Source organism: Solilutibacter silvestris, assembly GCF_002895945.1.
GTDB classification, from domain to species: Bacteria; Pseudomonadota; Gammaproteobacteria; order Xanthomonadales; family Xanthomonadaceae; genus Solilutibacter; species Solilutibacter silvestris.
In genome coordinates this window covers 220,615-241,050 of sequence record NZ_NPZB01000002.1, presented here as the reverse complement: position 1 = coordinate 241,050, position 20,436 = coordinate 220,615, and the positions used below count along the sequence as shown (strand labels likewise).

22 protein-coding genes are annotated in these 20,436 nt (G+C 64.8%); 13 read left to right on the top strand and 9 right to left on the bottom strand.

All coding sequences use genetic code 11. The features are described from left to right. The first annotated feature begins 48 nt into the window (after window positions 1–48). The 4 genes from Lysil_RS08645 (at window position 49) to Lysil_RS08630 (ending at window position 3,991) form a co-directional block, all read left to right on the top strand. Window positions 49–1,791, top strand: a complete 1,743-nt coding sequence (locus Lysil_RS08645; RefSeq protein ID WP_103075221.1) for a glutamine--tRNA ligase/YqeY domain fusion protein — start codon at window positions 49–51, stop codon at window positions 1,789–1,791. A gap of 7 nt (window positions 1,792–1,798) precedes the next feature. Further along, entirely contained in the window at window positions 1,799–2,368 is a 570-nt protein-coding gene (locus Lysil_RS08640; protein WP_103075220.1) for a nucleoside deaminase, read from the top strand. Continuing rightward, the gene (gene rlmM / locus Lysil_RS08635; RefSeq protein ID WP_103075219.1) at window positions 2,368–3,423 is read left to right on the top strand and encodes a 23S rRNA (cytidine(2498)-2'-O)-methyltransferase RlmM; all 1,056 of its coding nucleotides are present in this window, start codon (window positions 2,368–2,370) and stop codon (window positions 3,421–3,423) included. The genes Lysil_RS08640 and rlmM overlap by 1 nt, the downstream gene beginning before the upstream one ends. Window positions 3,424–3,688: 265 nt before the next feature. Continuing rightward, a complete protein-coding gene (locus Lysil_RS08630) occupies window positions 3,689–3,991 on the top strand; it encodes a hypothetical protein (protein WP_103075218.1) in 303 nt (100 codons plus the stop codon). A 66-nt stretch (window positions 3,992–4,057) separates the two neighbouring features. Here Lysil_RS08630 and Lysil_RS08625 read toward each other — a convergent pair whose 3' ends face one another. Then, window positions 4,058–5,236, bottom strand: a complete 1,179-nt coding sequence (locus Lysil_RS08625) for an FAD-dependent monooxygenase (protein ID WP_103075217.1) — start codon at window positions 5,234–5,236, stop codon at window positions 4,058–4,060. After that, entirely contained in the window at window positions 5,233–6,465 is a 1,233-nt protein-coding gene (gene ubiH, locus Lysil_RS08620; RefSeq protein WP_103075216.1) for a 2-octaprenyl-6-methoxyphenyl hydroxylase, read from the bottom strand. The genes Lysil_RS08625 and ubiH overlap by 4 nt, the downstream gene beginning before the upstream one ends. A 63-nt stretch (window positions 6,466–6,528) precedes the next feature. On the opposite strand from ubiH, the gene Lysil_RS08615 reads away from it, so the two are divergent. From Lysil_RS08615 to Lysil_RS08605, 3 genes are read left to right on the top strand one after another with little or no spacing between them, the layout of a single operon-like run. Continuing rightward, entirely contained in the window at window positions 6,529–7,104 is a 576-nt protein-coding gene (locus tag Lysil_RS08615) for a DUF6580 family putative transport protein (RefSeq protein ID WP_103075215.1), read from the top strand. Between the two features lie 43 nt (window positions 7,105–7,147). After that, complete coding sequence (locus Lysil_RS08610; RefSeq protein ID WP_103075214.1) at window positions 7,148–7,699, top strand: cob(I)yrinic acid a,c-diamide adenosyltransferase; 552 nt, start codon at window positions 7,148–7,150, stop codon at window positions 7,697–7,699. A 2-nt stretch (window positions 7,700–7,701) separates the two neighbouring features. Beyond that, complete coding sequence (locus tag Lysil_RS08605; RefSeq protein WP_103075985.1) at window positions 7,702–8,622, top strand: histone deacetylase family protein; 921 nt, start codon at window positions 7,702–7,704, stop codon at window positions 8,620–8,622. Here Lysil_RS08605 and msrB read toward each other — a convergent pair. Next, on the bottom strand, window positions 8,610–9,170 hold the full coding sequence (gene msrB, locus Lysil_RS08600; RefSeq protein ID WP_240600467.1) for a peptide-methionine (R)-S-oxide reductase MsrB: 561 nt from the start codon (window positions 9,168–9,170) through the stop codon (window positions 8,610–8,612). The two genes, Lysil_RS08605 and msrB, sit on opposite strands and share 13 nt — an antisense overlap. Here msrB and lptD point away from each other — a divergent pair. From lptD to Lysil_RS08570, 6 genes are read left to right on the top strand one after another with little or no spacing between them, the layout of a single operon-like run. Further along, window positions 9,130–11,580, top strand: a complete 2,451-nt coding sequence (lptD, locus tag Lysil_RS08595) for an LPS-assembly protein LptD (RefSeq protein WP_240600464.1) — start codon at window positions 9,130–9,132, stop codon at window positions 11,578–11,580. The genes msrB and lptD overlap by 41 nt on opposite strands. Then, the gene (locus Lysil_RS08590) at window positions 11,577–12,965 is read left to right on the top strand and encodes a peptidylprolyl isomerase (protein WP_103075212.1); all 1,389 of its coding nucleotides are present in this window, start codon (window positions 11,577–11,579) and stop codon (window positions 12,963–12,965) included. Before lptD ends, Lysil_RS08590 begins: the two co-directional genes overlap by 4 nt. 5 nt (window positions 12,966–12,970) lie before the next feature. After that, window positions 12,971–13,951 carry a 4-hydroxythreonine-4-phosphate dehydrogenase PdxA gene (pdxA, locus tag Lysil_RS08585; protein ID WP_103075211.1) on the top strand — a complete coding sequence of 327 codons (981 nt, stop codon included), beginning with the start codon at window positions 12,971–12,973 and terminating at the stop codon, window positions 13,949–13,951. Then, the gene (gene rsmA / locus Lysil_RS08580; protein ID WP_103075210.1) at window positions 13,951–14,757 is read left to right on the top strand and encodes a 16S rRNA (adenine(1518)-N(6)/adenine(1519)-N(6))-dimethyltransferase RsmA; all 807 of its coding nucleotides are present in this window, start codon (window positions 13,951–13,953) and stop codon (window positions 14,755–14,757) included. The genes pdxA and rsmA overlap by 1 nt, the downstream gene beginning before the upstream one ends. 44 nt (window positions 14,758–14,801) lie before the next feature. Beyond that, window positions 14,802–15,185, top strand: a complete 384-nt coding sequence (gene apaG, locus Lysil_RS08575; protein WP_103075209.1) for a Co2+/Mg2+ efflux protein ApaG — start codon at window positions 14,802–14,804, stop codon at window positions 15,183–15,185. A gap of 17 nt (window positions 15,186–15,202) precedes the next feature. Beyond that, window positions 15,203–16,054 (top strand): symmetrical bis(5'-nucleosyl)-tetraphosphatase, encoded by an 852-nt coding sequence (locus tag Lysil_RS08570; protein WP_103075208.1) that lies wholly within the window; start codon window positions 15,203–15,205, stop codon window positions 16,052–16,054. Here the strand turns inward: Lysil_RS08570 and Lysil_RS08565 are convergent. From Lysil_RS08565 to Lysil_RS08540, 6 genes are read right to left on the bottom strand one after another with little or no spacing between them, the layout of a single operon-like run. Continuing rightward, entirely contained in the window at window positions 16,051–16,548 is a 498-nt protein-coding gene (locus tag Lysil_RS08565; RefSeq protein WP_103075983.1) for a dihydrofolate reductase, read from the bottom strand. The genes Lysil_RS08570 and Lysil_RS08565 overlap by 4 nt on opposite strands. A 16-nt stretch (window positions 16,549–16,564) precedes the next feature. Then, window positions 16,565–17,359, bottom strand: a complete 795-nt coding sequence (locus tag Lysil_RS08560) for a thymidylate synthase (protein WP_103075207.1) — start codon at window positions 17,357–17,359, stop codon at window positions 16,565–16,567. A gap of 22 nt (window positions 17,360–17,381) precedes the next feature. Next, the gene (lgt, locus tag Lysil_RS08555) at window positions 17,382–18,284 is read right to left on the bottom strand and encodes a prolipoprotein diacylglyceryl transferase (protein WP_103075206.1); all 903 of its coding nucleotides are present in this window, start codon (window positions 18,282–18,284) and stop codon (window positions 17,382–17,384) included. A 48-nt stretch (window positions 18,285–18,332) separates the two neighbouring features. Continuing rightward, window positions 18,333–18,836 (bottom strand): TPM domain-containing protein, encoded by a 504-nt coding sequence (locus Lysil_RS08550; RefSeq protein WP_103075205.1) that lies wholly within the window; start codon window positions 18,834–18,836, stop codon window positions 18,333–18,335. Then, a complete protein-coding gene (locus Lysil_RS08545; RefSeq protein ID WP_103075204.1) occupies window positions 18,836–19,726 on the bottom strand; it encodes a TPM domain-containing protein in 891 nt (296 codons plus the stop codon). The genes Lysil_RS08550 and Lysil_RS08545 overlap by 1 nt, the downstream gene beginning before the upstream one ends. A gap of 28 nt (window positions 19,727–19,754) precedes the next feature. After that, entirely contained in the window at window positions 19,755–20,372 is a 618-nt protein-coding gene (locus Lysil_RS08540) for a LemA family protein (RefSeq protein WP_103075203.1), read from the bottom strand. Window positions 20,373–20,436: the final 64 nt, after the last annotated feature.

Here is a 20,436-nt window from a genome sequence, read left to right as displayed (position 1 = left end):
TCCCGCAGACCCGGTACACTGCGCACACCGTTCCAGTTCCAATTCCGCATGTCCGAGCTTCCTGCAGCGCCCGCGCCCACCGAGCGCACCGATTTCATCCGCAACATCGTCCGCGATGACCTTGCCGAAGGCCGCCACGCTGCGGTCAAGACGCGTTTCCCTCCGGAGCCGAACGGCTACCTGCATCTTGGCCACGTCCGCGCGATCCACACCAATTTCGGCATCGCCGAGGAATTCGCCGGCAGCTGCAACCTGCGCTACGACGACACCAATCCGGCGAAGGAAGATCCGGAATACGTGCAAGCGATCCAGGACGACCTGACCTGGCTCGGATACCACTGGCACGACCTGCGCCATGCCTCCGACTATTTCGACGTGCTCTATCTCGGTGCCGAACAGTTGATCCGCGACGGCAAGGCCTTCGTCTGCGATCTCAGCGCCGAGGAAGTGCGCGCCAGCCGCGGCACATTGACCGAGCCCGGCAGCAATTCGCCGTATCGCGAGCGTGGCGTCGAGGAAAACCTCGATCTGTTCCGCCGCATGCGCGCCGGTGAATTCCCCGATGGTTCGCGCACGTTGCGCGCGAAGATCGACATGGCCTCGCCGAACATGAACCTGCGCGATCCCGCCCTGTATCGCATCAAGCATGTCGAACACCAGAACACCGGCAATGCATGGCCGATCTATCCGATGTACGACTACGCCCACGCGATTTCCGACGCCATCGAAGGCATCACCCATTCGCTGTGCACGCTGGAATTCGAGGACCATCGTCCGTTGTACGACTGGGCGGTGGACAACGTCGCGCTGACGCGTCATCCGGATTTGCTGAAGCCGCTCACCGACAGGGGGCTGCCGAACGAAGCCGGCAAGCCGCGCCAGATCGAGTTCTCGCGGCTCAATCTCGATTACACGGTGATGAGCAAGCGCAAACTGATGGCACTGGTGCAGGAAGGGCTGGTCTCGGGCTGGGACGATCCGCGCATGCCGACGCTGCAGGGCATCCGTCGTCGCGGCTATACGGCGGACGCGTTGAAGCTGTTCATCGCGCGACTGGGGCTGTCGAAGCAGAATTCGACCATCGATTACACCGTGCTGGAAAACACCCTGCGCGAAGACCTCGATGCGCGTACGCAGCGACGCATGGCGGTGCTCGACCCGCTGAAACTGGTGATCACGAATCTGCCGGACGACCATCGCGAAACGCTGTCCTTCCACAATCATCCCAAGGACGAGACGATGGGCGAACGCCGCGTCGCCTTCTCCAACACCTTGTGGATCGACCGCGAGGATTTTGCCGAAGTGCCGCCGAAGGGCTGGAAGCGTCTGGTGCCGGGTGGCGAAGTACGCCTGCGCGGTGCCGGCATCTTCCGCTGCGATGACGTGGTGAAAAACGACACCGGCGAGATCGTCGAACTGCGCGGCTGTCTCGATCCCGAATCGCGCCCGGGCATGGAAGGCGCCAACCGCAAGATCAAGGGCACGATCCATTGGGTCGATGCCGCGACCGCAGTGCCGACGGAATTCCGCCTGTACGACCGCCTGTTCACCGCCGCCAATCCCGACGACGACAGTGATGGCAAGAGCTATCGCGATCATCTGAATCCGGATTCGCAGCGCACCGTGCGTGGCCATGTCGAAGCCGACGCCGCGCATGCCGCGGCGGAAACGCGCTTCCAGTTCGAACGCGTCGGTTACTTCGTCGCCGATCGCCGCGATCACGCGGCCTCGCAGCCAGTGTTCAATCGTGCGGTCACCCTGCGCGATACCTGGATGCAGAAGGAAGGCTGAGGACGCGATGCTGCCTCTGCAACTCCACCTCACCTTGCCGATCTGGGCGCACGACTTCCCGTTCGACGGGGACTACGCTTCCGACGACGCCAAGGTCGCGCTGGCGGTCGCATTGTCGAAACGCAACATCGAAGCCGGCAGCGGCGGCCCGTTCGGCGCAGCCGTGTTCTCGCCGGATCACAAGGTGGTCGCGATCGGTGTCAACCGCGTGGTCACACAATCGTGCTCGGTGGCGCACGCCGAGACGATGGCCTTCATGCTGGCGCAGCAACGTCTGCAACGACCGCGCCTCAATCGCAACGATGACGGCAGCGTCTGGGGTCCGATCACCCTGGCCACTTCGGCGCAACCCTGCTGCCAGTGCTACGGCGCAACCGTGTGGGCCGGCATCGATCGCCTGCTGATCGGCGCGCGCGCCGAAGACGTGATGGCGCTGACCGAATTCGACGAAGGCCCATTGCCCGCCGACTGGATCGGCGAACTGCAACGTCGCGACATCGAAGTCGTGCGCGACCTGCAACGCGACGACGCCTGCGCGGTGCTGCGTGCGTTCGGCGAGAGCGGAACACATTACTGATGGACACACGTTCCGGCCTGCTGTGCTGGTGCCGGGCGGGGTTCGAACCGGAACTGGCCGCCGAATTGAGCGATCGCGCGGCGATGCTGGGCCATCCCGGCTACGCCCAGACCGATCGCGACAGCGGCTACGTGCTGTTCCATTGCGAGGACGGTGCAGCGCTGGATGAAGCATTGCCGTGGCGCGAGCTGATCTTCGCGCGCCAGAAACTTCGGTTGATCGCCGAACTTTCCGATCTCGATCCGGTTGATCGCATCACGCCGTTGCTGGCCGCATTGCGCGAATCGGGTGCCGGGCCGTTCAACGATCTCTGGGTCGAACATTCCGATTCCGACGCTGGACGCCCACTGTCGGGGTTGGCTCGCAGCTTCGGCAACGCGTTGCGGCCGGTATTGAAGCGCGAAGGCTTGCTCGATGCGAAAGCAAAACGACGCCTGCACGTCGCCTTCATCGACGGTCGCCATGCCTTTCTCGCCAGTGCCGATGGCGACGACAGCGCCCCGTGGCCGCTGGGCATCCCGCGCCTGCGCATGCACGCCGATGCGCCGTCGCGCTCGGCACTGAAGCTGGATGAAGCGCTGGGCGTGCTGCTGACTCCGCAAGAGCACGAACTGTGGTTGCGGCCGGGAATGCGCGCGGCCGATCTTGGGGCTGCACCTGGCGGCTGGACCTGGGTATTGTTGCGGCAGGGATTGAGCGTCATCGCGATCGACAATGGCCCGCTGCGCCCGCATCTGTTCGACATCGGGCAGGTCACGCATCTGCGCGAGGATGGTTTTTCCTGGCATCCGCAGGAATCGCTCGACTGGATGGTCTGCGACATGGTGGAACAGCCGATCCGCGTCACCGAACGGATGGCGACGTGGCTGCGCGAGGGCTGGTGCCGGCGCATGATCTTCAATCTCAAGTTGCCGATGAAGAAGCGCTGGCTGGAAACGCAGCGCTGCCTCGAGTTGTTCCGCGCGCAGTGTGGTGGCGATGTCGATCTGCGCGCGCGCCAGCTCTATCACGACCGCGAAGAAATCACGGTGTTTGCTGCGCATTCGCGGAAGTAGCGAGCACGCGTGACAAGTGGGGTGTAGTCAGTTGTCGCGGATATGGTTGTCGCACTCACGCATTCATCCGCGCATTGTTGCGCATTCATCTCGGTGATGTCCGTTTTCGCCACACATTGCGTTGCTGCGATTTCGTCACCGTCATTTCTTGCATCGCGACGATTATCCTGAACGGAAATTCATCCGTTTAGCGCAGCGTTAACTCGCGCAAATCCGCATCGGAATTACGGTCTGTCCTCCCCTGACACCACGAGAGGATTCCGCAATGAATCGCACCTCCCTTTTCATCGCAACCGCTGCGTTGCTCGCTTCCACCGGCATCGCCTCGGCGCAGACTGCACCGCAGTCGGCACCGCAACAGACGCCTGCCCCCACCACCACGCAGCAGTCGGCACCAACCCACGACAGCATGTCGGCGCCGGCGCAAAGCGCGCCGACCACCACGCCGGCGATGGACCCGACGACTGCAACGCCGACCGATCCGGCGAGCACCGGCAACACGGACACCAAGAAGAAAAAGAAGCACGGCAAGAAGGACGCGACGCCGGCGCCATCCACCACGCCGTGACGGAGCAACACGATATCGGCTGAAGGCAGGCGATGCCCCGCTCCGGCGGGGCATTATCGTTTGCGCTCAGAGTCCGGCGGCGTGACGCCACAGCGCGTGGCGCAGCATCGGCAAACGACCTGCAATGTCGAGCGCATGTCCGCGCAACAATGTAGCAGCGGGCTGGTCGTTCGAATAGATGCGATTGATCGCTTCGAAGGCGAGTGTCGATACTGTGTTGTCGCTGCGGCGTTCGCGCGCCCAACGTTGCAGGCGCGATAGCGCATCGAAGTCGCGACCTTTCGCCGCGGCATCACGCACACTGCGCAGCCACGCCGAGACATCGCGCAGGCCGAGATTCACGCCCTGCCCGGCCAGCGGATGCACCACGTGCGCAGCATCGCCCATCAACAGCGTGCGCCCGGCGAGTTGGGTTCGCGCCAGTTTGCGCCGCAACGGGAACGTGGCGCGCACGGAATCGAGTTCGAGCGCACCGAGACAACCATCGGAGGCGCGCGCGAGTTCGTGATTGAAGGCTACGACGTCCGCATCGAGCAATCGTCGCGCTTCGTCGGCGGGCAACGTCCACACGATGGAGCTGCGACCTTGCGGACATGGCAACAGCGCCAGCGGTCCACCCGGCAGGAAGCGCTGGAAGGCGGTGTCGTCATGCGGGCGCTCGCTGCGCACGTAGGCGACCAGCCCGAGTTGGTCGTAGTCGTGTTCGTCGCTGGCGACTCCAGTCAGTTCGCGCAGCGCGGACTGCGCGCCATCGGCAGCGATCACCACCCGCGCATCCAGCGTCGAGCCGTCGTCGAGGCCGATCCGGACGCCATCCTCATCCTGATCCAGCGTCACCACGCGTGCCGGGCAACGCAAGACCACGCCGCGCTGCTGTGCACGCTGCCACAATCGATCCACCAGCAATCCATGTTCGACGATCCAACCCAGCTCAGGCCGCGCGAATCCATCGGCTGAAAATTCCAGCGCGCCGCCGACCGCCGCATCCCACACCCGCATGCGTCGATACGGTTGCACGCGCTGGCGCAGCACATCTTTCCACACACCCAGCGCATCAAGCAGCATCGCGTTGTCGGGCGCGAAGGCGTACACACGCAGATCCGGATGTCCAGGCGACCACTGCGCCGGTTCCGCCGCTTCCACCAGCACGACGTCGAGTCCGGCGTCAGCCATGCCCAGCGCGCACGCGGTGCCGACCACGCCACCACCAACCACGACCGCATCAAGGCGTCCGCGTCGATTCATCGCACCACCTCGCGGCACAACGCCGGTACGTCGCCGCGATAACCCATCGCACCACCGACCAGCAGCGATTGCACGGCATCAATCTCGGCGATCGCCGCCATCCCGAGCGAACGCAGCGGCCGCAGCAACGGCGAGGGATTCATGCCGATTCGCGCCAGTCCATCGGAGAATGCGATCGTGCGCGAACGATCTTCCTCGCGCCGTTGCGCGTAACGCTGCAGCATGGCGTCACTACCAGCGTCGACCAAGGACGCGGCGATGCATTCCACCAACGTCAGCGCATCGCGCAATCCGAGATTGAAGCCCTGCGCACCGATCGGATGGATGGTCTGCGCGGCATTGCCGACCACCACGCCACGCGGCGCGATCAACCCGTCCGCCAGCACCTGTTGCGCCGGATAACGGCTGCGCGAATCCGCCGACAGGAAGCGGCCAGCGCGCCAGCCGAACGCGTCCTGGATACGCGCGCACCACGCCGCGTCATCAAGTGCGGCGACGGCATCGGCATCGTTCGCGGGCACTGCATGGACCACGCCGTAATGACGATCGCCACGCGGCAGCAACGCGGTCGGGCCGTCATCGCCCAGCCGCTCGTAGGCGCTGCCATCCGGCGCGCGACCACATCGCATCCGCGCCACGAACAACACCTTGCCGTAATCTTGCCGTTGCGCGGCGATGCCGAGCGCCTTGCGCACCATGCTTTCCGTGCCATCGGCGCCGACCAGCAAGCGCGTCGACAGCTGGTGCTCGCCATCGCCATCGCTTATGCGGAGAGTGCGTGCATCACCACCCACATGCGTGTCGATGAAGCGCGCCGGGCGATAGCGCGTCAGGTTGCGCAGTTCGGCCAACCGCGCTTCCAGCGCCTCGCCGAAATCACTGGCGACCACCACCTGCCCGAACGCTTCGCGGCCGTAGTCGCGAGCATCGAGTTCGACGCGGCCGAAATCGCCACGGCGGCTGACATGGATGCGGCGGATCGGTCCCGGTGGCGTTCGCAGCAATCGCCACACTCCGAGATTCGCCAGTGCGTTGCAGGTGGCGTCGGCGAAACTGAGGTTGCGCTGGTCGAACACCGCCGGCAGCGCGCCAGCCGCTGCGGCCTCCACCATCGCGACGTCGAGGCCGAGGCCGTCGAGGGCGATCGCGAGGCTGGCGCCGACCAGTCCACCGCCGACGATGACGATGTCGTGGTGGCGTGCGCCGGGGCGGGTTGCGGGGACGGACATTGGCACGGAATTGGGCATGACGCGCTATGCTAACGGCTTCCGCATCACCCTTTGTTGAAGCCGATGAACCGTACCGACCAGACTTCCGCCCTCGCTGCCGGCCCGTGGACGCTTGCCGCGATGATCGCCGCCGCCGCGCTGACCCGCCTGCTGCCGCACCCGCCGAACTTCTCGCCGGTCGAAGCGATGGCGCTGTTCGGTGGCGCTTACTTCGCCTCGCGCCGCGCCGCACTGTGGGTGCCGCTGCTGGCGATGCTGCTGTCGGACGTCGCGCTCGGCCTGCTGAAAGGTGGCCTCTACTGGAGCCACATGACCGATGGATCGTTCCTGCTGGTCTACGCCTGCATCGCACTGACGGCATTCGCCGGCTATGCGTTGCGCGGCCGCGTCAACGGCGCGCGCGTGCTCGGCTGGTCGCTGGCAGGTTCGGTGTTCTTCTTCCTCGTCACCAACTTCGGCGTGTGGGCCAGTGGCACCATGTATCCGAAGAACGGCGCCGGCCTGATGGCCTGCTACGTCGCCGGCCTGCCCTTCTTCCAGTGGGCCGTACTCGGCACGCTGCTGTATTCGGCGGTGCTGTTCGGTGGTTTCGAGCTGCTGCGCCGCCGCGTTCCGGCGCTGCGCGCGCAAACGGTGTAACAGGAACGCTGTCGTCCCGAGTATCGCGAGGGACCTGCTTGGCATGGGCAATCGCCTTTCGAAGATCTACACCAAGACCGGTGACGATGGCAGCACCGGCCTCGGTGATGGCAGCCGCACAGGCAAGGATTCAGCACGGGTCGGCGCCTATGGCACGGTCGATGAAGCGAACTCCTGCATCGGCCTGCTCCTCGCTGCGGAATTGCCTGATGACATCCGCACGCTGCTGACGTCGATCCAGCACCAGTTGTTCGATCTCGGTGGCGAACTTTGCATTCCCGGCCATGCCGCCATCGACGATGGTGATGTCGAACGCCTCGAACAACGCCTCGACCATTACAACGAAGCCTTGCCGCCGCTGAAGGATTTCATCCTGCCCGGCGGTGGCGAAGCGGCCGCGCGTTGCCACATCGCACGCACCGTGGTCCGTCGCGCCGAACGCGAAACCGTTGCACTGGCGCGCGTGGAAACCGTGCGTCCGCAGGCGATCCACTATCTCAATCGCCTCTCCGACCTGCTGTTCGTGTTGGCGCGGGTGCTGGCGCGCGCCAGCGGCCATGGCGAGGTGTTGTGGCAGCACGAGCGCCGCCGTTGAACCTGCGCATCTACACACACAGCGCCTGCCTCGATCACGACACCGGCCCAGGTCACGCCGAACACGCCGGGCGCCTGCGCGCCGTCCGCGACGCCTTGCACGCCTCCGGATTGCCGCTCGACTGGCAGGACGCACCGCCCGCAACCCGTGGTGAACTGCTGCGCGTCCACCACGCCTCACTGGTCGATCGCGTGCTGGCCGGTCCCGCGGGTTCGGAGATCGAATGGCTCGATTCCGATACCGCGCTGTCTGCGGGCGGTCCCGAAGCCGCGTTGCGCGCCGCCGGTGCCGCGCTCGCCGCCGTCGATTGGGTGATGGCGGGAGATGATCGTCGCGCCTTTTGCGCGGTGCGGCCGCCCGGACACCACGCCGAAACCGATGTCGCGATGGGTTTCTGCCTGCTCAACAACATCGCGGTCGCCGCCGCGCACGCGCTGGCGAATGGTGTCGAACGCATCGCCATCGCCGATTTCGACGTTCACCATGGCAACGGCACCCAGGCGATCTTCGAACGCGACCCCCGCGTGCTCTTCGTCGACTCCCACCAGTCGCCGCTCTACCCAGACAGCGGCCACGCCGATGAAACCGGTGTCGGCAATATCGTCAATGCGACCTATCCGCCGTTGACTGGCAGCCGCGCGATCCGGGCATTGTGGGAGGATCGGCTGATCCCGCGCATCGACGCCTTCAAGCCGCAGCTACTGCTGATTTCCGCCGGCTTCGACGCCCATCGCGAGGATCCGCTGGCGCAGGGAATGCTCGAAGCGGCCGATTTCGCCTGGATCACGCAACGCCTGATCGAAGTGGCGGAACGGCATGCGCGCGGCCGCATTGTTTCGACGCTGGAAGGCGGCTACGCACTGCCGGCACTGGCGGAATCCGCCAGCGCCCACGTCGCCGCCCTCGCGGGTCAGCGCGGCTGAGCCTCGTCGGGATCGAAGTCCAGCGCCGCGGAATTGATGCAATACCGCAGTCCGGTCGGCGCCGGGCCATCGGGGAAGACGTGGCCAAGATGCGACGCGCAGCGGCTGCAACGGACCTCGATGCGGCGCATGCCATGGCTGTCGTCAGCGACTTCGCTCACCACCTCGCCATTGAGGGGACGCATGTAGCTCGGCCAGCCACTGCCGGAATCGTATTTGTCGCCGGAAGCGAACAGCGGCTGGCCACAGGCCACGCAGGCATAGCGCCCGGGCTCGTGGTGATCCCAGTATTTGCCGGTGAATGCACGCTCCGTCGCTGAACAGCGGCAGATGGCGTACTGCTCCGGGGAGAGGCGTTGCCGCCACTCGGAATCGTTCGGCAGCGGGTCTGATGTCCCGGATTTGGTCATGACGATGCTCCAGCGGTCCATGAACGAAAATGCGGCCTTGATTGCCCGCAGGCAAGCGATCCGGCAAAGTAGCTCGACTTGGCATTCAGGAAACCCCGTGCGCCCCAACCCGCGCCTTTTGCCCTTGTCGTTGTGCATCGCTGCGGCCCTGCCGCTCCACGCCACGGAAAGGTACCAGTTGGACTGGGGTCGTTGCCCGGCCAAGGATCCCGTCCCGCTCTTCACCGATACCGCGCCCACCGGCGACGAGAAGGTCACTCCGCGCAAGCAGTTGAAGACCACGCTGGAAGGCGATGAGCAGACCGGCACGGTGGACATGCCGGTGTTCAACGGCAACGTGGCATTGAACCGGGGTAACCAGTTCCTCGGCGCCGACCACGTGACTTACGACCGCGACAAGGACACCTATGTCGCCGTAGGCCACGTGCGCTACCAGGACCCGAAGATGCGCATCCTGGCCGACAAGGCCCAGGGCAACCAGACCGCCGATACCCACAACATCGACAACATCCGCTACCAGATCGTGTCGCGTCGCGGCAACGGCACGGCGGAGCACATCGACCTGAACGGCAGCAAGGGCGAGCTCTACGACGCCACCTACACCACCTGTCCGCCGGAACAGCGCGACTGGGAGTTGCGTGCTTCGCGCATCGATGTCGATACCGAGGAAGGCATGGCGGTGGCCCACAACGCCAAGATCCGCATCGGCAAGGTGCCGGTCGCCTACATTCCATGGTTCAAGTTCCCGATCGACGATCGCCGCCGCACCGGCCTGCTGTTCCCGTCGATCGCGCAGACCAAGCGCAACGGCTTCGACTGGCGCCAGCCGATCTACATCAACATCGCGCCGAATTTCGACGACACCATCAGCCCGCGCATCATGACCGCGCGTGGCGTGGCCATCGACAATGAGTTCCGCTACCTCAATGGCAGCGGCTCCGGGGTCGCGCGCGCGTTGTGGATGCCGAACGACAAGCTGCGCAACGACGATTCGCGCGGCAGCTTCAGCTACCAGGCATTCCAGAATCTGTCGCCGAACTGGCAGGCGCGCGCCAACCTGCTGTGGTTGAGCGATCCCCGCTACCTGGAAGACTTCAACAACAGTTCCGCTGGCCTCGCCCAGTATTCGGCGATGAGCCAGGTCGGCCTTTACGGTCGCGGCCACCACTGGGACGCGTCGATCAGCGTCGACCACTGGGTCCGCACCGATTACACGCTCACCGAGGCTTCGCTGCCCTACGATCGCCTGCCACGCCTCACCTACAACCTCGACGCGCCGGTGGGCGTGCTGTTCCGCGCCGGCGTCAACGCCGAGGCCGTGCGCTTCCAGCACCAGAATTACCGCAACTTCACCACGGGCACCTTCGACCAGTCGGGGCCATCGCTGCGGATTCCGGGCGGCAGCCGCTTCGACATCAAGCCGTTCGTGTCGATGCCGCTGGAGGGCAACTGGTGGTTCCTGACACCGACCGTGGCTTGGCGCTACACCGCCTACCAGCTCGATAGCGACCTCGCCAACAACAACGCCAAGGATCGCGCCATCGCTGCCGAGCCGCTGCAGGGCTGGAACCGCGACACCGTGCCCAACGCTGTCTGGCAGCCACTGGTCAAGCGCAACCCGACCCGCAGCCTGCCGATCCTCTCGCTCGACGCCGGCATCCAGTTCGACCGCAACGTCACCTGGGGCGGCAAGGATTACGTGCAGACACTGGAACCGCGCGTCTTCTACCTGCGCACGCCCTACCGCGACCAATCGGACCTTCCGGTCTTCGACACCGGCCTGCTGACCTATAGTTGGGGCCAGCTGTTCCGCGACAACCGCTATTCCAGCGCTGATCGCCAGAGCGACGCCGACCAGGTGACGTTCGCGCTGACAACGCGCATGAACCGCGAATCCGACGGCCACGAAAAACTGTCGGCCAGCCTCGGCCAGATCCGCTATCTCAACGATACCAAGGTCACGCTTCCGGGCGAAATCCCGCTGTTGCGCGGACGCTCGGCGTGGGTGGCCGATGCCAACTACTCCTTCAACGACCGTTGGACCATGGGCGCGTCCTACCAGTGGGATCCCCGGACCAAGCAACGCGACTTGGTGTCGGTGCGCACGCGCTTCCTGTGGGGCGAGGATGGCGTGGTCAACCTGAGTTATCGCTATCGCCGCGGCCTGCTCGAACAGTCCGACCTGCAGTTCCTCTACCCGATCACGTCGTCGTGGAGCGTCGTCGGCCGCTATTACGTGTCGCTGCGCGACCAGACCACGTGGAAACACACCCTCAAGCCGCTGGAAATCGTCGGCGGCCTGCAATGGGATAGCTGCTGCGTGGCGGTGCGCATCGTCGGCCGTCGTTTCGTCGCCACCCGCGAAGGCGACCTGCGCAACGGCATCATGATGGAATTCGAACTGAAGGGGCTCGGTTCGGCCGGCCAGGACACGAGGCGCGTTTTGCGCCGTGCTATCCTCGGTTACTTCCGCGACGACCTCTATCTCGTCCCACCTGAAGCCCTGTCCTCTGGGCAACACATTGTCGATCCGGATCCTATTCAATGAAGACTTTGTTCTCCGCCGTACTCGCCTTGCAACTGGCGCTGGCCGCGCCGTTGTTCGCACAGCAAACCGCCAACACGCCCATCGACGGCATCGCCGCCGTGGTCAACGAAGACGTGATCCTGAAGAGCGAACTCGCGCGCGCGATGGCCAACGTGCAACAGCAATACGCTGGCCGCAGCAATGAATTGCCGCCGCACGACATCCTCGAAAAGCAGATCCTCGACCGCCTGATCCTGCAACGTTTGCAGGTGGCACGCGCGCAGCAGAGCGGCATCACCGTCGATGACCAGGAACTGGGCCAGGCGATCGAATCGATCGCGCAGAACAACAAGGTCTCGGTCGACCAGTTGCGCCAGCAGATGGCGCAACAGGGCCAGTCGTACGACAGTTTCCGCAACGCGGTGCGCGATGAACTGCTCACCCAGCGCCTCAAGCAGGCCTATGCGCAGAGCGCGGTGCACGTCAGCGAATCGGAAGTGAATGCCGCGCTGGCCGCGCAGTCGCACACCGGCACGCAGCTGCATCTCGCCAACCTCGTGATCGCGCTGCCCACCGGCGCCACGCCGGAGCAGATCGCCACCGGCCAGAAGAAGATCGACGGCATCAAGGGCCTGATCGACCGCAAGGAAATGGACTTCACCGCCGCAGCGATCCGTTACTCCGATGGCTCGAACGCGCTTGAAGGCGGCGATCTCGGCTGGCGTTCCGCGCAGGAAATCCCGGCGGCGTTCGCCCAGATCATCGGCAACATGAAAGCCGGCGACGTCGCTGGCCCGATCCGCGGTGCTTCCGGCTTCCAGCTGCTCAAGCTGGTGGAAACGCGCGACGGCGGCCAAGGCCTTGGCAGCGTGACCCAGTACCACACCCGCCAGTTGCTGGTGAAATCGAAAGATCCAGCCACCGACGCCAAGGGCAAGGCCCGTGCCGAAACCCTGCGTGCACGACTGGCCGGCGGTGCCAAGTTCGACAAGATCGCCCAGTCCGATTCCGATGATCCGGTCGGTCGCGCCAATGGTGGCGACACCGGCTGGCGCAGCCAGGACGGCCTCGGTACCGAAGTCGGCGCCGCCGTGGCAGCACTGCACGATGGCGAGATCAGCCAACCGATCCAGACCAAGGATGGCTGGGTGATCGCGCAGCGCGTCGCCTCCCGCCAGGGCGTGGCTGCCAGCGACGACCAGCGCGGCGCCATGCGCGAAGCGATCGGTCGCCGCAAGCTGGAAGACGCCTACGACCGCTTCCTGCGCGAAATGCGCGGCGAAGCCTATGTCGATGTCCGCGTCGGCGATGCCGCGCAATCCCAGTCGCAGCCGGCACAGGAAGCGGCACCTGCCGCACCCGCGGCTCCGCCTGCCGGAAAGCACGGAAAGCGGCGCGGAGGCTGATCGGCATGACGATCCGGCTGGCCCTCGTCCCCGGGGAGCCGGCGGGCATCGGTCCGGAACTATGCGTGCGCCTGGCGCAACGCGTCGATCTTTCGACACTGTGCACGGCCTATGCCGATCCCGATGTATTGATGCAAGCCGCATCGGCATTGCGGTTGCCGCTTGAACTGCTCGATTCCGAAGCGGAAATCACCCGGCCAGGCCAATTGCGGCTGATCGAATACCGTCTTCCCACACCAACGCGCGCCGGCCAGCCTGATCCCGCGAACGCGCCCGGAATCATCGCCGCGCTCGACGCCGCTGCGCATGATTGTCTCGATGGCCGCATGCACGGGCTGGTCACCGGTCCATTCCACAAGGCCGCGATCAACGATGGCGGCATCGCCTACACCGGCACCACCGAACGGCTGGCGCAACAGGCCGGCAGCGATATGGTGATGATGCTGGCGCGTCCGGGTTTGCGCGTCGCACTGGTCACCACGCATTTGCCGTTGCGCGCCGTCGCCGACGCCATCAGCGGCGAACAGCTGGAACGCATCCTCACCATCACCGCCGATGCGCTGCGCCGCGACTTCGGCATTGCATCTCCGCGCATCGCCGTCCTCGGGCTGAATCCGCATGCGGGCGAAGACGGCCATCTTGGCCGCGAGGAACTCGACATCATCATCCCGACATTGGAACGCTTGCGCGCACGTGGATTGCACCTCGACGGCCCGCTGCCCGCCGATACCGCTTTCCTGCCGCACAAACTCGCGACGTTTGATGCAGTCGTCGCGATGTACCACGACCAGGGCTTGCCGGTGCTGAAATCCACTGGCCTCGAACACGCGGTCAACATCACCCTCGGCCTGCCCTATCCGCGCGTCGCCGTCGACCATGGCACCGCGCTCGACATCGCCGGAACGGGGCGCGCCACGCCCGACAGCCTGTTCGCGGCGGTGGCGCAATGCGCACAGTTCGCAGCGCAACGGGAGCAGGACGCCTGATGAACGACTCTCCTGCATTCCGCCGCGACGCCAAGAAACACCTCGGCCAGAACTTCCTGCACGACCACAGCGTGATCGAGCGCATCGTCCAGGCAATCGATCCGCGTCCCGGCGATGCCATCGTCGAGATCGGGCCCGGCCAAGGCGCGCTCACCTTCCCGTTGCTGCAACGGCACGGCCGCATCACCGCCATCGAATTCGACCGCGACCTGCTCGATCCGTTGCGCGCCGCCGCGCAAGCGCATGGCGAGCTCGACCTCGTCGCCGCCAATGTCCTTGACGTTGATTTCGGCGCGCTGGCGCAGCGTCTTGGCGTCGAACAGATCCGTCTTGCCGGCAACCTGCCCTACAACCTGTCGTCGCCAATCCTGTTCCACGCGCTCGACTACGCCACGTCCATCCGCGACATGCACTTCATGCTGCAGAAGGAAGTGGTCGATCGCATGGCCGCCGGTCCCGGCAGCAAGGTCTATGGACGCCTGTCGGTGATGCTGCAGGCCTACTGCGCGGTGACGCCGCTGTTCGTGGTGGCGCCCGGTTCATTCCGGCCCGCACCCAAGGTCGATTCCGCGGTGGTGCGGCTGGTACCGCGCGATCCCGCCAGCATCGGCGTGCAGGATCCCAAGCGTTTCGCCGACGTGGTGCGCGCCGCCTTCGGGCAACGCCGCAAAACACTGCGCAATGCCTTGAGCGGCGTGGCCGATGTCGCGCTGATCGAAGCCGCCGGACTGCGCCCGGAACTGCGCGCGGAGCAGATCGACGTCGCCGGATTCGTGCGCCTGGGCAACCTTCCGGTAATCGGCTGAGTGCCGCTGGCGCAGCGTTCACCCATCCACCGTACACTGTCACCATGAACACATCGGATGACTATGCCTTCGACGTGGATGTCGACACCCAGTACCTGGACGACGAATCGTCGCCCGCAGAAGACCGCTTCGTCTTCTCCTACACCATCACCATCCGCAACAACGGCAACGTGCCGGCACGGCTGCTGCGTCGCCACTGGCAGATCACCGATGGCGAGGGCCATGTCGAGGAAGTCCATGGCGATGGCGTGGTCGGCGAACAACCGTGGCTGCGTCCGGGAGACGGCTTCCAGTACGTCTCGGGCGTGGTGCTGGCAACCACGGTAGGCACGATGCAGGGCAGTTACGACCTTGTCGCCGACGATGGCACCGAGTTCGCCGCCGACATTCCCGCGTTCACCCTGACCATCCCGCGCACGTTGCACTGACGCCAAGGAGACCGACCATGGCGGTGTGGGCGATTGGCGACCTGCAAGGCTGTTACGACGCAACGCAACGACTGCTGGAGCGAATCCGTTTCGATCCGGCGCGCGATCGCCTGTGGTTCTGCGGCGATCTGGTGAACCGCGGCGGCGAATCGCTGGAAACATTGCGCCTGGTGCATTCGCTGCGCGCGAACGCCAGCATCGTGCTCGGCAACCATGACCTGTCGCTGATCGCGATCGGCGAGCGTCGTCCCGAAGAACAACGCCGCGTCAATGCCGACCTACAGCGCGTGGTGTTTGCCGACGATGCGCGGCCACTGCTCGACTGGTTGCGCCAGCAGAAACTGATGCACGTCGATCGCGAACTCGGCTGGGCGATGGTGCACGCCGGCTTGCTGCCGCGCTGGAGCATCGACGAGGCGCACGCATTGGCGCAGGAAGTGGAAGCACGTTTGCAGGGCAACGGTTTCCGCAAGCTGTTGCGCAACATGTACGGCAACCGGCCGATGTGGAACCCGCGCCTGACCGGTTTCGAGCGCTATCGCGCCATCATCAACGTGTTCACGCGCATGCGTTATTGCTCGCCGCGCGGACGCATCGCCTTCGAGGAGAAGGGCACGCCGGGCTCGCAGTCGGCAGGCATGTATCCGTGGTACGAATCGCCGGAACGCGTGCCGCGCGAACTGTCGATCGTGTGCGGGCACTGGAGCACGCTGGGATTGATGATTGGCCTCGGCGTCCACGCCATCGATACCGGCGCAGTCTGGGGCGGCAAGCTCACCGCGTTGCAGCTGGATTCCGAGGAACTGCGCATCCGCCAGGTAAAGGGGCGCGTGGTCCCCGCCGCGGAAGCCGCGCAGGCGGATGACTAAGCCGTCGCGATGCGCGAATAGTCGACGAACTCGAAATCGAACGGATGCTTCGCATCGGCAGCACGCCGGTCGCACGCATCGATCTGCCAATGTGCTGGATCGAAACGCGGGAAATGCGCGTCGGCACCGATGATCGCGGTATCCACCCAGGTCAGATGCATGCGGGTGGCCATCGGCAAGGTCATGGCGAAAATTTCGCCACCGCCGATCACGCAGACTTCAGCGGCATCCGCCACCGAGGCCAACGCCGATTCCAGCGTGGCGAACGCTTCCATTCCCGCGAATGGCACTTCACCGGAACGCGTCAGCACTAGGTTGCGGCGACCCGGCAACGCGCGTCCGAGCGACAGCGCGGTCTTGCGTCCCATCAACACTGGTTTGCCCAGCGTCAGCGCCTTGAAACGCTTCAGATCATCGGGGAGATGCCACGGCAGCGCGTTGTCCTTGCCGATGGCGTAATCACGATCGAGCGCGGCGAGCAGGGAGATCGTCATCATCTTGGAGCAGCCATCACACCGCCACGGGCGCCTTGATCCCCGGCAACGGATCGTAGCCGAGGATGGCGATGTCCTCGTAGCGGAAAGCGAAAAGGTCGCGGACGTCGGGATTCAATTCCAGCGTCGGCAACGATCGCGGCGTGCGCGAGAGTTGTTCATCCGCCTGCGCGAAATGGTTGGAATACAGATGCGCATCGCCCAGCGTGTGGATGAAATCGCCAACGCCGAGCCCGCAGGCCTGCGCGACCATGTGAGTAAGTAATGCGTAACTGGCGATGTTGAACGGCACGCCGAGGAAGATGTCGCCACTGCGCTGGTAGAGCTGGCAGCTCAACTTCCCGTTCACTACGTAGAACTGGAACATGGTGTGGCAGGGCATCAGCGCCATCTTCGGCAAATCGCCGACATTCCAGGCGTTGACGATCAGGCGGCGCGAATCGGGATTGCGCTTGATCTCGTCCACCAGCCACGCGATCTGGTCGATGGTCTTGCCGTCTGCGGTCGCCCAACTGCGCCACTGCTTCCCGTACACCGGCCCCAGTTCGCCATCACCATCGGCCCATTCGTCCCAGATGCTGACGCCGTTGTCCTTGAGGTAACGGGTATTGGTGTCGCCGCGCAGGAACCACAGCAGTTCGTGGATCACCGAGCGCGTGTGCACCTTCTTGGTGGTGACCAGAGGAAAGCCCTCGGCGAGATCGAAACGCATCTGCCAGCCGAATACGCTGCGGGTGCCGGTGCCGGTGCGATCGGCCTTGTCGGTGCCGTGTTCGCGAACGTGGCGCAACAGGTCGAGGTACTGTTTCATTGCTTGCCTCCGGCAAGACGCTTCATGCCGATGCGTTCGCCTGGGTGTCGTCGCCGGTTGTCGCAGCTACGCGCAATGTCGGCGCGCTGCGCGATTTCCACAACAGGAACACTCCGGCGGCGATCAACGGCACGCTGAGGAGTTGCCCCATCGTCAACCAACCGAAGGCGAGATACTTGAGCTGCTCGTCGGGGATGCGCACGAATTCGATCACGAAACGGAACACGCCGTAGAGCAGCAGGAACATCCCCGACACCGCGAAGCGCGGCCGTGGTTTCTTCGAGAAGAACCACAACACCAGGAACAGCACCAGTCCTTCGAGGAAGGCTTCATACAACTGCGATGGATGGCGCGCGAACGGGTTGAGCGCACCGGCGCCAAGCTGCACCTGCAGGTCGCTCGCGCTCATCGTGCTGTAGGGCGCCGGCAACGATTGCGGGAACACCACGCCCCAGCCGCTGCCGGTGGTCTTGCCCCACAGTTCGCCATTGATGAAGTTGCCAATACGCCCGAAACCGAGGCCCGGCGGCACCAGCGGCACGATGAAATCGGCGACGTCGAAGAAGTGCATGCGCTGCTTGCGTGCCCAGTACCACACCGCCAGCATCACGCCGATCAGTCCGCCGTGGAAGCTCATGCCGCCCTTCCACACTTCGAACACCTGCAACGGATGCTGCAGGTAGGTCCCGAGATCGTAGAACAGGATGTAGCCGATGCGGCCGCCGAGGATCACCCCGAGCATGCCGTAGAACATCAGGTCGCCGAAGCCGGCCTCGCTGACGCCCGGCAGGAAGCCGGCGCGGATGCGGCGTTGACCCAGCCACCACGCTAGCGCGAACGCCAGCAGGTACATCAGGCCGTACCAATGCACCTGCAGCGGGCCGAGGTTGAGGGCGACGGGATTGATCTGGTGGAGCAGCGGCATCGACGCGCCTTGTCAGGGGATCGGCCTATTTTGCCCGACCCGGCACCGTTATCGGAGGATCACTGGCTCGTCCGGCAGCTCGTCTTCATCCACCTCGCCCGGACGTTGCGGGAAATGGGCTTCCAGCAACTGCGTGATCGCCTCGATGCCTTCGGCCACCGCCGCTTCGGGTTCGCCGGCGGACAGGCGTTCTTCCATCAACTGGCAGATGCCGCGCCATTGTTCGGCGCTGACCAGGCCATCGAAGCCGCGATCGGCAACGATCTCGATGCGACGGTCGGCGAGTTGCAGGTAGATCAGGACGCCGTTGTTGGCGGCGGTATTCCAGACATGCAGATGGGCGAACGCGTGCAGCGCGCGATCCCGCGGCGACACATTCATCCAGACTTCGCGCAACGGCATGTCGGATTCGAGCGCGAAGACGATTTCGCCACGATGGCGCGATTCGCTGGCGCGGATCATTGCGGCAATGCGATGCAGGCTGTCGGCCGGAAACAGCGACCGCGCCGGACGCGCGAAAAGGTGCCGCAACAGGCGGGCAGGACCGACCATCACCAGCTCCCCGAGGCGCCACCGCCTCCGCTGTCGCCACCACCACCGCCCCAGCCACCACCACCTCCGCCGCTACTGCCACCGCCTCCTCCACCAAATCCGCCGCCGCTCCAGCCACCCCAGCCGCCGGTATTGACGAAGCTGCCGATGGTGCTGCTCATCAGCCCGACAAACAGCCCGACGAATCCACCCAGCACCGCCAGCGCGATGAAGCCACCGCCGAACAACCACGCGACACCACCGGCGACAGCGGCCGATCCCACGCCGCGAATGCCTGCGGGCAGCGAGCCCAGCAATGCGCGGGCGATCATCGCGGCGACATAGGCAGCGATCAGCGCACCGACCCAGTTGCGTCCGTGGTCTTGCGGTTGTTGCGATTTCGCCACCGGGGGCGGCAAGGTTTCGCCATCGATGAGCTTGACGATCTGCGCGGTGGCGTCCTTGAGTCCGCCGGCGTAATCGTTCTGGCGGAACTTCGGCACCATGTATTCCTGGATCAGTCGCCAGGCGGTGGCATCGGGAATCACGCCTTCCAGTCCGTAGCCCGTCTGGATGCGCGCGCGATGATCGTCCTTCGCCACCACGATCAGCACGGCATCGTTGATCTTGGCGCGTCCGAGTTTCCATTGCTCGAACGCGCGTTGCGCGTAATCGGCGATGTCCTCAGGCGAGGTGCTCGGCACCATCACGATCTGCAGTTGGCTGCCCTTGCGTTGCTGCAGGTCGAGCGCCTGTTGCTGCAGCGCCTGTTTGTCCGCAGCCGACAACGTGCCGGTGGTATCGACCACCGGCGAATCGAGCACGGGGATCGTCACCAGGCCCTTCTGGGCGTGCGCGACCATGCTGCATGCGGACAGCAGCAGGATCGCAGCGTATCGACGCCAGTTCATGCGTCGCGGTCCAGTTGGAATCCGTCGATCAGTGCGCCGGCGCCGGTTGTGACGCCGCCGGTGCTGCACCGCCAAAGTCGACCGTCGGTGCGCTCTGGATCTGCTGCTCGTTCTCGACGGTGAAATTCGGCTTGACCTTGTAGCCGAACATCTTCGCGGTGATATTGGTCGGGAACTGGCGGATGTAGGTGTTGTAGTCCTGCACCGTGTCGATGTAGTTCTTGCGTTCCACCGCGATGCGGTTCTCGGTGCCTTCCAGCTGCGCCTGCAACTGCAGGAAGCCCTGGTCCGCCTTCAGCTGCGGATAGTTCTCGGAAACCGCCAGCAGGCGGCCGATCGAACTCTGCAATCCCTGCTGCGCGGCCTGGAACTGCGCCAGCGATGCCGGATCGTCGGCGTTGACATTGATCGCACCCACCTTGGAACGCGCCTCGGTGACTTCGGTGAACACTTTTTCCTCGTGGGTGGCGTAGCCCTTCACCGTGTTGACGAGGTTCGGCACCAGATCGGCACGACGCTTGTACTGGTTGATCACCTGCGACCAGGCGGCCTTCACGCCTTCGTCCTTGCGCTGGATGGTGTTGTAGCCGCAGCCGGACAACAGGGAGACCAGCACCAGCAGCAATACGATTCGAAGGGATGTCATCGGAGGTTCTCCAGGGTGATGCCGGGTTCCGTCCCGGCGCATTTGTTCAATCCTCATCGAACAA